Here is a 13,611-nt window from a genome sequence, read left to right as displayed (position 1 = left end):
TTCGTATCGGTGGATGGCAACCAAGTGGTCAGATCTGTTGCCATAATATCAGCCGGCCCACGACTAGACCATGGTGGCGCCCTTTCCGGGTCGGGTGGTGGTTGCTGCCGTTCCCCCGCTCACTGGCCCCCGCGCAGCCGCGACAACAGCCTGTCCATGGCACGATAGCCCAGGGCTTCGATCAGATGTGCTCTCTCGATGGTGGCGTGCCCCGCCAGATCGGCGATGGTGCGCGATACCCGCAGGATGCGGTGCCAGGCCCGGATGCTGAGCCCCAGCTTCTGGATGGCACCCTCCAGAAACTCGGCATCCTGTGGCGATAATCTGCAAACATCTTCGATTTCACGACTATCCAGCAGGTTGTTGAGTTTTCCGCTGCGACTCAGCATGCGCTCTCGCGCCCCCAGCACCCGTTCGCGTATCTGCTGGCTCGACTCCCCCCGCTCCGCCTTGCCGGTCAGGCTTCCCCTGGGCAAGAGTGGGACCTCTACCGTCAGATCGAACCGGTCGAGAAAGGGGCCGGAGAGCTTGCCCAGATAGCGCAGGATCTGATCCGGGCTGGAGCGGGTCTGGCCGTCGCCATAATGGCCGCAGGGGCTGGGATTCATGGCACCCACCAGCTGGAAGCGGGCGGGAAAATCCACCTGGCGGGCGGCACGACTGATGGTAATGTGCCCGGTCTCCAGCGGCTCGCGCAGGGAGTCGAGCACCTTGCGCTCGAACTCCGGCAGTTCATCCAGAAACAGGACCCCGTTGTGGGCGAGGGAAATTTCGCCAGGCCTGGGATGGGTACCCCCGCCCACCAGCGCCACCGCCGAAGCGCTGTGATGGGGCGTGCGATACGGCCTGTGGTGCCAGTGGCCGGCGCGGGGGGTGAGGCCGCCGATGGAGTGGATGGCGGCGGTCTGCTGCGCCTCCTGTTCGCTCAGCGGTGGCAGAATGCCGGGCAGACGGCTGGCCAGCATGCTCTTGCCGGTGCCGGGGGGGCCGATGAACAGCAGGTTGTGGCTGCCAGCTGCGGCGATCTCCAGCGCCCGCTTCGCCTGGGACTGACCGATCACATCCTGCAGATCCGGCACGTCGGGCAGGGTCTCCGCGCTCTGGGGTTCCGGCAGCGGCAGTTCGTACTGGCCCGCTAGCCAGGCGGTGACCGCCAGCAGCTGGTGGGCGGTGCGCACCTCGGCATCCTGTATGAGGGAAGCCTCCGGACCGTTCTCCCGTGGGACCAGCAGGGTGCGCCCCGCGTCGCGGCAGGCGAGCACCGAGGGAAGCACCCCAAGCACGGGGCGGATCTCGCCCGTCAGGGCCAATTCCCCTAAAAATTCGTGATCGAGCAGGTATTTTGCGGGTATCTGCTTGGATGCGGCGAGAATGCCGATGGCGATGGCCAGGTCGAAGCGGCCCCCCTCTTTGGGCAGATCCGCAGGGGCCAAGTTGACCGTGATGTGCTTGGCCGGAAATTCGAAATTGCCGTTGAGCAGGGCGCTGCGCACCCGATCCCGCGACTCCTTCACCGAGGTTTCCGGCAACCCCACCATGTTGAAGGCGGGCAGGCCGTTGGAGAGGTGCACCTCCACCGTGACTTGCGGCGCCGCTATCCCCAGGCTGGCACGGCTATAAACAACAGCTAATGACATAAATACCGCCCTTGGTTTGATGTATATGCTGGTTAACCGTTTTTTATTAGTTTTTTGTTCCATTTGTAAGGTTTCAGAGCAGTTAAAATCAGAGTCTTGTCAGGTAAAAAGTGCTTGCCCAATAAAAATCACCGTGCTAGTTCTAATAGCCATTCGCGGCAAGCTCCGCTCCCATTTCACAGGATTTCCGGTTGTAACTATGAACATGGCCTCCCGTTTCGTCAGCATTATTGTGGTCCTAGTGGTGATTATTATCTCACCGCTCGGGGCTCGTTTGGCTGCACGGAACAAGGGATAGACCCACCACCGGACAGAACGAAACAAGCGACCCCCGAGCCTCACGGCCCGGGGGTTTTTTTTCGACCAAAGGACAGGATTTTCCACATGAACGGCGCGCAGTTTTTGGTACAGGCTCTCAAAAAACAGGGTGTGACCCAGGTGTTTGGTTACCCGGGCGGGGCCATCATGCCGGTCTATGACGCCCTGTATGACGGTGGCCTGGCCCATCAGCTCTGCCGCCACGAGCAGGGTGCCGCCATGGCTGCGGTGGGTTATGCCCGCGCTTCCGGTCAGGTGGGGGTCTGCATCGCCACCTCTGGCCCCGGCGCCACCAACCTGGTCACCGGCCTCGCGGAGGCACTGCTCGATTCGGTACCGCTGGTGGCCATCAGCGGCCAGGTGCCCTGCGCCGCCGTCGGTACCGATGCCTTTCAGGAAGTGGACGTGCTCGGCATGTCCCTTTCCTGCACCAAGCACTCCTTCATGGTGACTGACCCGGCGGATCTGGGACGGGTCATTGCCGAAGCCTTCGCCATCGCCACCGAAGGGCGTCCGGGCCCCGTGCTCATCGACCTGCCCAAGGATGTGCAACTGGCCGCCGTTCCCTCTCAAAGCCCGCTGTTTGCCGTGGAGGAACCCGACCCCCTGAATCCGGCCGAACTGACGGTCGCCCGTACCCTGCTGGCCGGAGCTGAGCGTCCGGTACTCTACGTCGGCGGCGGGGTGGGCATGGCCAATGCCGAGCAGCAGCTGCGCGACTTTGCCGCCACCACGGGGATGCCGGCGGTCACCACCCTCAAGGGGATAGGTGCCCTCGACCCCAACAGCCCCGTTTATCTGGGCATGCTCGGCATGCACGGTACCAAGGCCGCCAACCTGGCGGTACAGCAGTGCGATCTGCTGGTGGTGGTAGGCGCCCGTTTCGATGATCGGGTGACCGGCAAGCTGGAAGAGTTTGCCCCCGAGGCGAAGGTGATCCACCTGGATGTGGACGCCGCCGAGTTCGGCAAGCGTCGCGCCGCCGATGTGGGGATCACCACGGATCTCAAGCGTGTGCTGCCCGCCCTGGCGATGACGCTGACCCTCGACCCCTGGCGCGAGCACTGCGCCACCATGGCTCGGGAATACGCCTTCCGCTACGACCATCCGGGTCAGGCCATCTACGCCCCGGCCCTGCTCAAAGAGCTTTCAAGCCAGCTGCCTGACACCAGCGTGGTGGCCTGCGACGTGGGTCAGCACCAGATGTGGGTGGCCCAGCACATGCGTTTCACCAGCCCGCGCAACCACCTCTCCAGTGCCGGCCTCGGCACCATGGGCTTCGGCCTGCCCGCCGCCATCGGCGCCAAGATGTCGCGCCCCGATGACGAGGTGGTGCTGGTGAGCGGGGACGGCTCCTTCATGATGAACGTGCAGGAGCTCGGCACCATCCGCCGGGCCCGGCTCAAGGTGAAGATGGTGCTGCTGGACAACCAGCGCCTCGGCATGGTGCGCCAATGGCAGGAGCTGTTCTTCGACGGTCGCTACAGCGAGACCAATCTGTCCGACAACCCCGATTTCGTCGCCCTGGCTGCCGCCTTCGGCATTCCCGGCGAGACCATCACATGCAAGGAAGAGATAGGTCCGGCACTGGATCGCCTGCTGGCGAGCGAGAGTGCCTATCTGCTGCATGTGGCTATTTCAGAGGAAGAAAATGTCTGGCCCCTGGTTCCGCCAGGAGTCGCCAACCACAAGATGATGGAGCAACGCCCATGAACCAGCTCAATACCAGCACCCTGGAAATCCATGCCCAACCCAGACCCGAAGTGATGGAACGGGTGCTGCGGGTGGTCCGTCACCGCGGTTTCAATCTCTGCGCCCTCAACATGGAGCAGGATTGCCAACAGCTGCGGATCACGGTTACTGTCGAATCGGTACGTCCCATCCAGCAGTTGTGGAGCCAGCTGGTCAAGCTGGTGGATGTCTCCCGGGTCGATGCACTGGAACAGCAACCCCGGATCAGAGCTTAAGGAGCCAAGCCAATGTCACAGCCTTCCCAATCCGCCGCCCACCCCCAATACATCTGGTTCAACGGCAAGCTGGTCCCCTGGCAGGATGCCCAGGTGCATGTCATGAGCCATGCCCTGCACTACGGCTCCTCGGTGTTCGAGGGGGGGCGGGCCTATGACACTCCCAAGGGGACCTACATCTTCCGCCTGCAGGAGCACACCCGCCGCCTGTTCGACTCCGCCAAGATCTACTGGATGGACGTCCCCTACAGCGAGACCGAAGTGAATGAAGCCTGCCGCACCGTGGTGCGCGAGAACGGCCTGAAGAGCGGCTACCTGCGCCCGCTGGCCTTTGTCGGCAACGTGGGGCTGGGGCTGCATCCGCCGCTGGATGCCAAGGCCGACCTCATGGTCGCGGCCCTGCCCTGGGGCGCCTACCTCGGAGAAGAGGGGCTGAAAAACGGGGTAGATGTGTGCGTCACCTCCTGGAACCGGCTCGCTCCCAACACCATCCCGACCGGTGCCAAGGCGGGGGGCAACTATCTCTCTTCCCAGCTCATCAGCCGCGAGGCCAAGCGCAACGGCTTCGCCGAGGGGCTGGCGCTGGATGTGAACGGCTACCTGAGCGAAGGGGCGGGGGAGAACCTGTTTCTGGTGAAGAACGGCGTGCTGTTCACCCCGCCCGCCACTGCGGCCATCCTGCCCGGCATCACCCGCGACACCATCATGACGCTGGCGCGCGACTTGGGTTACGAGGTACGCGAGCAGGCGCTGCCCCGTGAGGCGCTGTACGTCGCAGACGAAATCTTCATGACCGGCACGGCGGCCGAGGTGACCCCGGTGCGCTCGGTGGATCGGATGAAGGTGGGCGCCGGTTGCCGTGGCCCGGTGACCGAGCAGTTGCAGAACGCCTTCTTCGGCCTGTTCAACGGCAAGACCGAAGACAAGTGGGGCTGGCTGACGCCGGTCAACGACTGATGATAGCGGGGAGGCGTCACGCCTCCCCGAGTCGCTTCCGGTGAAGGCTCCCCGAGGTGCCTTCACCAGGATCGATTCCCGATCCGCGAATCACACATTCATGTTGAAAGACAATGCGCCCCAGGGGCATTCAGGGAGTAGAGACAATGCCGAAGTTGAGATCCGCCACCACCACCCACGGACGTAACATGGCCGGGGCCCGCGCCCTCTGGCGTGCCACCGGCATGACCGATCAGGATTTCGGCAAGCCCATCATCGCCGTGGTCAACTCTTTCACCCAGTTCGTGCCGGGCCACGTCCACCTCAAGGATCTGGGCCAACTGGTCGCCCGCGAAATCGAGGCGGCTGGCGGGGTCGCGAAGGAGTTCAACACCATCGCCGTGGATGACGGCATCGCCATGGGCCACGGTGGCATGCTCTATTCCCTGCCGTCCCGCGAACTCATCGCCGACTCGGTGGAGTACATGGTCAACGCCCACTGTGCCGACGCCATGGTCTGCATCTCCAACTGCGACAAGATCACCCCGGGGATGCTGATGGCTGCCCTGCGCATCAACATCCCGGTGATCTTCGTCTCCGGCGGCCCCATGGAAGCGGGCAAGACCAAGCTCTCCGACCAGATCATCAAGCTGGATCTGGTGGACGCCATGATCCAGGGCGCCGACCCCAAGGTCTCCGATGCACAGAGCGATCAGATCGAGCGCAGCGCCTGCCCCACCTGCGGCTCCTGCTCCGGCATGTTCACCGCCAACTCCATGAACTGCCTGACCGAGGCACTGGGTCTCTCCCAGCCGGGCAACGGCTCCCTGCTGGCAACCCACAGCGACCGCGAGCAGCTGTTCAAGCTGGCGGGCCAGCGCATCGTCACTCTGGCCAAGCGTTGGTATGAGCAGGACGATGCCTCGGCACTGCCGCGCAACATCGCCACCAAGGCGGCGTTCGAGAACGCCATGGCGCTCGACATCGCCATGGGCGGTTCAACCAATACGGTATTGCACCTGCTGGCGGCAGCCCAGGAGGCGGGTGTCGACTTCACCATGGCCGACATCGACCGCATGTCCCGCAAGGTGCCCCAGCTGTGCAAGGTGGCGCCTTCCACCCAGAAGTACCACATGGAAGACGTGCACCGCGCCGGCGGCGTGGTTGCCATCCTGGGTCAGCTGGAAAAAGCGGGCCTGGTGCACGGGGATACCCGCAACGTGCTGGGCACTTCCCTGGTGGAGCTGCTGGCCGAATATGACGTCAGCCGCAGCAATGACAAGGGGGTTCACGACTTCTACCGTGCAGGTCCTGCCGGCATCCGTACCACCAAGGCGTTCAGTCAGGATTGCCGCTGGCCCGAGCTGGATCTGGACCGCGCCGAGGGGTGCATCCGCTCCTTCGATCACGCCTACAGCCAGGAAGGTGGCCTGGCGGTCCTCGCTGGCAACCTCGCCCTCAACGGGGCCATCGTCAAGACCGCCGGGGTGGATGAGGAGAACCTCACCTTCCGCGGCCCGGCCCGGGTATTCGAGAGCCAGGAGAGCGCGGTGAGCGGCATTCTGGACGGCACGGTGAAAGCCGGTGAAGTGGTGGTGATCCGCTACGAGGGCCCGAAAGGGGGCCCCGGCATGCAGGAGATGCTCTATCCCACCACCTATCTCAAGTCCATGGGATTGGGCAAGGCGTGTGCCCTCATCACCGACGGTCGCTTCTCCGGCGGTACCTCGGGTCTCTCCATCGGCCACGTCTCCCCGGAGGCGGCTTCTGGCGGCACTATCGGTCTGGTGGAGGATGGCGACATCATCAACATCGACATCCCGGCCCGCAGCATGGTGCTGGAGGTGGCCGACAGCGTGCTGGCCACCCGTCGCGCCTCCGTCTCTGCCCGTGGCTGGAAGCCGGTCGATCGTCAGCGCGAGGTCTCCTTTGCCCTGCGCGCCTACGCCATGTTCGCCACCAGCGCCGACAAGGGCGCGGTGCGCGATCGCACCCTGCTGGGGGAGTGAGAGAATGAACTGTCATGATATGGGCGCATTGCGCGCCCTTCGCCACGAGACGGGGGTATAACCATGGTCTCTGCGGCGGATTATCTACGCAAGGTGCTGCTCTCCCCCGTCTACGAGGCGGCGCGGGTCACCCCCTTGCAAACCCTGAAGAAACTCTCCGACAGGCTTGGCAATCACGTCAGCCTGAAGCGGGAGGATCTGCAACCGGTTCACTCCTTCAAGCTGCGCGGCGCCTACCACAAGATCGCCACCCTGACCCAGGAGCAGAAGGAGCGCGGCGTCATCGCCGCCTCCGCCGGCAACCACGCCCAGGGGGTCGCCCTGTCGGCCGCCAAGCTCGGCATCAAGGCGATTATCGTGATGCCCAAGACCACGCCGGACATCAAGATCGACGCAGTGCGCCGTCAGGGCGGCAACGTGCTGCTGTTTGGCAACAGCTTCGACGAGGCCTATGGCGAGAGCCGCCGCCTCGCCGAGTTGGAGGGCTACACCCTGATCCCGCCGTTCGACGACGTCGAGGTGATCGCCGGCCAGGGCACCATCGGCAAGGAGCTGCTGGAGCAGGATACCCACCTCACCCACGTCTTCGTGCCGGTGGGCGGCGGCGGCCTGGCCGCCGGGGTGGCGGTCTACATCAAGCAGCTGCTGCCGGATGTGAAGGTAATCGGGGTGGAGGCGGAGGGGTCCGCCTGCCTCAAGGCGGCGCTGGCGGCCGGCGAGCCGGTCAATCTGGAGCGGGTCTCCCTGTTTGCAGACGGGGTGGCGGTCAAGCGCATCGGCGAGGAGACCTTCCGCCTGTGCAACCAGTATCTGGACGAGGTGGTGACCGTCTCCAACGACCAGATCTGCGCCGCACTGAAAGACATCTTCGATGACTGCCGCGCCATCGCCGAGCCGTCGGGGGCCTTGTCCCTGGCAGGCCTCAAAGCGTACAGCGAGCGAGAGCAGGTGAAAGGGGGGCGGATGGCGGCCATTCTGTCCGGCGCCAACGTGAACTTCCACAGCCTGCGCTACGTCTCCGAGCGCTGCGAGATCGGTGAGAAGCGCGAGGGCATGCTGGCGGTGACCATCCCCGAGCGCAAGGGGGCCTTCCTCGACTTCTGCCGTCAGCTGGGGCCCCGCATGGTGACCGAGTTCAACTATCGCTATGCGGACGCGGAACAGGCGTCGCTGTTCGTTTCGGTGCGCCTCACCGGCGGTGACGAGGAGCTGGGCCAGATCATCGATCAGCTCGGCGGCAACGGCTATCCGGTGGTCAACATGACCGAGAGCGAGCTGGCCAAGAACCACGTGCGCTACATGATTGGCGGCCGCCCGGCCCGGCCCCTCGGTGAGCGTCTCTACAGCTTCAAGTTCCCGGAGCAGCCGGGGGCCCTGATGCGCTTCCTAGAGACCCTGGGCTGTCGCTGGAACATCAGCCTGTTCCACTACCGCAACCACGGCGCCGACTACGGCCGGGTGCTCTGTGCCTTCGAGCTGCCGGACGAGGACGTGGCGGCTTTCCACGATTACCTGCACGAGATTGGCTACGGCTGGAAAGAGGTGAGCGAGGATCCCGCCTACCGCCTCTTCCTGGCGAGCCAGGGCAGTCAGTGAGCGGGGAGCCATCCCCTTGCCAGATGAAAAACGAAGAGCCCGGCTCTTCGTTTTTTTATGGGCAACGCGTCGGCCCCCATGATTGGGGGCACGGTGGCCGATAATGTCGCCAATATCACACTCCTGAGTCCCTGGTCGTTTGAGGCTGGTTGCAGATGGGATAATCTGAATGCGGGGCTTGGGTTCAGAGCCCCGTCAGGGAAGAGAGACGCAGCAGCGTCATAACAATTCATTGCAGGGGCTCATCCATGAACAGATCTATGCTCGCCGTCCTGATCGGCGCTTTGATGGCAACAGGGACGGTGCAGGCTGCCGCCCAGGACAACACCTGGTATGTCGGCGGCAAGGCCGGCTGGTCAAATTATTACGGGGTGGATTACAACGCTCAGGTCGAAGAGCTGTTCGATGCAACCAAGGTGAACGAGAACAGCGATGATCTCGGTCTGGGGCTGTTTGCCGGTTATCAGGTGAACAGAAACGTGGCGATTGAGCTCGGCTATGACTGGCTCGGCAAGTATCAGGTGGACAAGCACTACTCGGGCAACGGGGTTGATTTCGCACTCGATGGCGAGGCCAAGGCCCAGATGGTGCAGGCCACCATGAAGATTATCCTGCCTGCAACCTCGGCACTGGATATCTACGGTCGTCTCGGGGGGGCCTATGCCTGGACCGAGAGCTCACTCAACGTCAGGGCCAGCGATGGCACCAGCAGCCTCTCCGAATCCCATGAGGGCAACAAATATCATGGTGCCGCCTTTGTCGGGGCGCTGGGGGTCGAATACGCCATCGACAAGGATTGGGCCGCCCGCCTCGAATACCAGTACACCACACCCCTTGGGAAGACTTCCCTCGACGAGTCAGGCATCGAGATGGACAATGGCCTGCTGTCGGTCGGCATGCTCTATCGCTTCGGCCAGATCGGCGACGAGCCGGTGGCACCAACGCCTGCGCCCGAACCTGCGCCCGCCCCGGCCCCCGTGCTGGTGGAGAAACAGTTCAGCCTGGATTCCGATGTGCTGTTCGAGTTCAACAAGGCGACCCTGAAGCCAGCCGCCAGCCAGGCCCTCGACAACCTGTTTGCCCAGATCCTGGCGGCCAATCCGAAAGACGGGGTGGCGACGGTGATCGGTCATACCGACCGCATCGGCTCGGAGGCCTACAACCAGTCCCTTTCCGAACAGCGTGCCCGCACGGTGGCGGATTATCTCATCGCCAAGGGATTGTTTGCCGACAAGGTGCGTGCCGAAGGGCGGGGAGAGTCTTCGCCCGTGACCGGGGGCAGCTGCCCGGATGGCGCCAAGGCGCAGATGATCGCCTGCCTGGCCCCGGATCGCCGGGTCGAGGTGCGCCTGACCGGGGTCTCCCAGGTCGCCGAATAAGCCATCTTTGCCTTGCTATTAAACAACGAGGGGGCCTTGGCCCCCTCGTTGTTTATGTGGGTGTGAGCCGTGACGTTTGCAGCCGCCTGGCGCAATGACTCACCATGATCAGCAGCAAGGCGCCGGGCAGCACTGTTTGCCAGAGGAAAGGCCAGGACTGGGTGGTGAGCAGGATCAACAGTGGATTGGCTCCGGCGGGTGGGTGGATCAGCCCCAGTCCCTGCATGAGTGCAATGGACAGGCCCACACCCAGCGCCAGCTTGAGTTCCATCGGTAGCGGGAGCAATTGCACCACCAACCCCACGGTGGCCGATAACAGGTGGCCTCCCAGCACGTTCTGCGGACGGGCCAGCGGACTGTCCGGCAGGGAGAAGAGCAGCACACAGCTTGCCCCGAACGGTGCCATCAACAGGGTCGACTGCCAGCTCATGTCCAGCCAGCCGAGCAACATTATGGCCAGGCAGGCACCGAGCCCTGCCAGCCAGGCACTTCGCCATCGTCTTGTTTCCATCTCCTGTCTCCTTGTCTGTGCCGGATCACTTGATCCAGCCTGCGACATTAGGTAGACAGATCGGTGTACTTCAAGAGGAAAGTCACCATGAGCGAAAAACGGCAACAGCTGATGACGACAGCCTATCGGTTGTTCAATCGTCACGGCTTTCACGCCACCGGCATCGATCGCATCTGGGCCGAGGCGGGCAGTACCAAACGTACCCTCTATCGCCACTTCCCCACCAAGGATGCCTTGATCGAAGCCGTGCTGATGGCGCGGGATGCGGAGTTCTTTGCCCTGCTCGATGCCAGGATGGATGGGGTGTCGGGGCGGGAGGCCAGGTTGCTGGCGCTGTTCGATGGCTTTGCGGACTGGTTTGGCCGCAGCGACTTCTACGGCTGCAACTTCATCAACGCGAGCGCCGAGTTCTCCGATCCTCGCCACCCGGTACGCAAGCTGGTGGTGGCCCACAAGCGGGCGTTGCTGAACTGGGTCAGGAAGGCCCTCGAATGCACCGAGGTGCAGGCCACCGGATTATGCCTGCTGTTGGAAGGGGCCGTGGTGATGGCCCACAGCTATCAGCAGCCCCTGGCTCTGGAACAGGCCAGGGTGTTGGCGGAGGCCGTGCTGGCAGAGCCGCGTTAGTTCAGTTCCGTGGGGTCGATATCCAGGCTCCAGCGCACCCGCTTGGTCTCGGGCCACCCCTCCAGCTCCTTCACCGCCCAGTCGAGCAACTGGGCCAGCGGTGCCCGGCTGGGCCCCTGCACCAGTAGCTGCATGCGAAACTTGCCCGCCTTGCGCTCCATGAAGCCGCTGATGGGCCCCAGCACCTGCACCTGGGGATAGCGGGCGCTGCGCAGGGTAGCGGCGAGGCGACTGAGGAACAGCTGCACCTCGTCGCGACCGTTGGCCTCGGCCCGGAACAGTCCCTGATGGCTGAACGGTGGCAGCCCCAGCAGGCGGCGCTCTTTCAGCGCCGTGTCGGCGAAGTGGCCATAGCCGTTCTGGGTCAGATCCTGCAGCAGGGCGTGTTCGGGATGGTGGCTTTGCAGCACCACCAGCCCAGGTTTGCTGGCGCGACCAGCCCGGCCCGCCACCTGGGTGTAGAGCTGGGCCAGCTTCTCGGCAGCGCGAAAATCGGCACTGAACAGGGCGCCATCCACGTCCAGCAGGCCCACTAGAGTCACGTCTGGGAAGTGGTGGCCCTTGGCCAGCATCTGGGTGCCGATCAGGATCTTGTACTTGCCCGCCTTGATGTCGCCGAGGTGCGTCTCTAGCTCCCCCTTGCGGCGGGTGTTGTCCCGGTCGATGCGCACCACCGGATATTGGGGGAAAACGGTGCCGAGCAGCTGCTCCAGCTGCTCTGTGCCGACCCCGGAGCCGATCAGCTCGCTGCTGCCGCACTCGGGGCAGTGATGGGGCAACGGGCGCACGCTGTCGCAGTGGTGGCAGTGCAGCCGTCGCCCGGCCTGATGCCAGGTGTACCAGGCGTCGCAGCGCTCGCAGGCGGCACTCCAGCCGCACTGGTGGCAGATAAGAGCCGGGGCATAGCCACGACGGTTGAGAAACAGCATTACCTGGTTGCCCGCCGCCAGATGCTCTGCCATCAGCTGTTCCAGCTGGGGTGAGAGCCCGGCCTGTAGCCGCACGTTCTTGATATCCAGGATCACCTGGCGAGCGGTCTGGGCGTTGCCGGCGCGGCGAGTGAGAGTGAGGTGGTGATACTTGCCGCTGCGGGCGTTGTGCAGCGTCTCCAGCGACGGGGTGGCAGATCCAAGCAGGATGGGAATGCCGGCGCGATGGGCCCGCATCACCGCCAGATCGCGCGCGTGGTAGCGAAAGCCGTCCTGCTGCTTGAAGGAGCCGTCGTGCTCCTCGTCGATGATGATGATGCCGAGGTCCTTGAACGGCGTGAACACCGCGGATCGGGTGCCGATCAGAATGGCGGCACCGCCGTCGCGGCAGGCCAGCCAGGCATCGAGCCGCTCCCTGTCGTTCATGGCGGAGTTCATCGCCACCACGGGCACGTTGAAGCGGCGGCGGAAGCGGTTGATGGTCTGGGGGGTGAGGCCGATTTCCGGCACCATCACCAGCGCCTGCTTGCCCGCCTTGAGCAGGGGCTCGAGGATGCTGAGGTAAACCTCGGTCTTGCCGGAGCCCGTGATGCCGTCCAGCAGGAAGGCACCGAACTTGTTGCTCTGGCTGGTGACGGCGGCCACCGCCAGCGCCTGCTCGCCGTTGAGGCGCAGCCCCTCACCCGGCTCGAAGCGGGTGGCCCAGTCGCCATCATGGCTCGGCTCCAGCGAGCGCTTCTCCAGCAGTCCCTTCTTCTCCAGCGCGGTGAGGGCTGCGCTCTGGATCTCCTCCTGTTTGAGGGCGGAGGGGGTCTGCGGCCCCTTGCGCAGCAAGGCGAGGGCCTGTTGCTGCTTGGTCGCCCGCTTGAGCTCGTTGAGGTCGATGGCCATGCCGGCATCGGTGGCAAACCAGAACTCCAGCTCCCGATAGGCGGCGGGCTCCCCCTTGCGCACCAGCACCGGCAGGGCATGGGGCAGCACTTCCCCCAGCGGGTGCTGGTAGTAACCGGCGCTCCAGGCCATCAGCGCCAGAATGTCGGGCCCCAGCACGGGGGCGCTGTCGAGCACCCTCTTCAAGGGCTTTAATTTGTTGCGGGGGACCTGGCTCTCGGTCGGGTGATCCACCACCAGACCAACCAGGGTCTGCGGGCCGAACGGGATCTCGACCCGGCAACCGGGGGCAGGCAAGGGCAGGGGAGAGAGATAGTCGAAATGACGGCGTAACGGCACCGGCACAGCCACACGAACCAGATCCAGCGTTTGGGAAGAATTCACCAGGGGTTGCCTATTTTTTCTGCGAAGCCACTTGCCTGATCTCAGGCGTTTCCTATATTATTCGCAGCCTTTGAAACTGTGTTCAACAATCGTGTGGTGTCCGACAAGAGATCGGATGGCGACACGGCCTGATAATTGAGGTTGTCCATGAAAGCTGGTATCCATCCTGACTACGTAGCCATCACCGCCAAGTGCTCTTGCGGTAACGTCATCAACACCTTCTCTACCATCGGTAAAGATCTGAACCTGGACGTGTGCTCCGAGTGCCACCCGTTCTACACCGGCAAGCAGAAAGAAGTTTCTAGCGGCGGCCGCGTAGACAAGTTTAACAAGCGTTTCGGTGGCTTGACCTCCAAGAAGTAATCTTGCTTCTGAAGAATTCTGAAAAAGGCGCCCATCGGGTGCCTTTTTTATTGGCCGCCATTCT

General features: G+C 63.7%; 11 protein-coding genes. 8 read left to right on the top strand and 3 right to left on the bottom strand.

The features are described 5' to 3' along the window. Positions 1-119: 119 nt before the first annotated feature. Positions 120-1,637, bottom strand: coding sequence for a YifB family Mg chelatase-like AAA ATPase (locus BGO64_RS02585; RefSeq protein ID WP_052815775.1), 1,518 nt, complete (start codon positions 1,635-1,637; stop codon positions 120-122). Between the two features lie 384 nt (positions 1,638-2,021). Here BGO64_RS02585 and ilvG point away from each other — a divergent pair, with 384 nt between their 5' ends. The 6 genes from ilvG (at position 2,022) to ompA (ending at position 9,842) form a co-directional block, all read left to right on the top strand. Beyond that, positions 2,022-3,668, top strand: coding sequence for an acetolactate synthase 2 catalytic subunit (gene ilvG, locus BGO64_RS02580; protein WP_286700110.1), 1,647 nt, complete (start codon positions 2,022-2,024; stop codon positions 3,666-3,668). Further along, a complete protein-coding gene (ilvM, locus tag BGO64_RS02575; protein ID WP_010676086.1) occupies positions 3,665-3,922 on the top strand; it encodes an acetolactate synthase 2 small subunit in 258 nt (85 codons plus the stop codon). The genes ilvG and ilvM overlap by 4 nt, the downstream gene beginning before the upstream one ends. A gap of 12 nt (positions 3,923-3,934) precedes the next feature. Then, entirely contained in the window at positions 3,935-4,879 is a 945-nt protein-coding gene (locus tag BGO64_RS02570; RefSeq protein WP_286700109.1) for a branched-chain amino acid transaminase, read from the top strand. A 146-nt stretch (positions 4,880-5,025) separates the two neighbouring features. After that, on the top strand, positions 5,026-6,867 hold the full coding sequence (gene ilvD, locus BGO64_RS02565) for a dihydroxy-acid dehydratase (RefSeq protein ID WP_201894992.1): 1,842 nt from the start codon (positions 5,026-5,028) through the stop codon (positions 6,865-6,867). Positions 6,868-6,930: 63 nt separating this feature from the next. Then, positions 6,931-8,463 (top strand): threonine ammonia-lyase, biosynthetic, encoded by a 1,533-nt coding sequence (gene ilvA / locus BGO64_RS02560; RefSeq protein ID WP_039039678.1) that lies wholly within the window; start codon positions 6,931-6,933, stop codon positions 8,461-8,463. Between the two features lie 248 nt (positions 8,464-8,711). Beyond that, a complete protein-coding gene (gene ompA / locus BGO64_RS02555) occupies positions 8,712-9,842 on the top strand; it encodes a porin OmpA (protein WP_041211986.1) in 1,131 nt (376 codons plus the stop codon). Positions 9,843-9,894: 52 nt separating this feature from the next. Here the strand turns inward: ompA and BGO64_RS02550 are convergent, their stop codons facing one another. Further along, entirely contained in the window at positions 9,895-10,353 is a 459-nt protein-coding gene (locus BGO64_RS02550; protein ID WP_010676081.1) for an HPP family protein, read from the bottom strand. Between the two features lie 87 nt (positions 10,354-10,440). Between BGO64_RS02550 and BGO64_RS02545 the strand changes: the two genes are divergently transcribed. Beyond that, positions 10,441-10,980 carry a TetR/AcrR family transcriptional regulator gene (locus BGO64_RS02545; RefSeq protein WP_286700108.1) on the top strand — a complete coding sequence of 180 codons (540 nt, stop codon included), beginning with the start codon at positions 10,441-10,443 and terminating at the stop codon, positions 10,978-10,980. On the opposite strand, the gene priA is transcribed toward BGO64_RS02545, so the two are convergent. Further along, positions 10,977-13,184, bottom strand: a complete 2,208-nt coding sequence (gene priA, locus BGO64_RS02540; RefSeq protein ID WP_286700107.1) for a primosomal protein N' — start codon at positions 13,182-13,184, stop codon at positions 10,977-10,979. The two genes, BGO64_RS02545 and priA, sit on opposite strands and share 4 nt — an antisense overlap. 147 nt (positions 13,185-13,331) lie before the next feature. On the opposite strand from priA, the gene rpmE reads away from it, so the two are divergent. After that, positions 13,332-13,547 carry a 50S ribosomal protein L31 gene (rpmE, locus tag BGO64_RS02535; protein ID WP_010676078.1) on the top strand — a complete coding sequence of 72 codons (216 nt, stop codon included), beginning with the start codon at positions 13,332-13,334 and terminating at the stop codon, positions 13,545-13,547. Positions 13,548-13,611 lie beyond the last annotated feature (64 nt).

This window comes from Aeromonas sp. 62-46 (genome assembly GCF_001898585.1).
GTDB lineage: Bacteria > Pseudomonadota > Gammaproteobacteria > Enterobacterales > Aeromonadaceae > Aeromonas > Aeromonas caviae.
The sequence above is the reverse complement of the archived record's forward strand: the minus strand, read 5'-3'. Positions and strand labels throughout refer to the sequence as shown.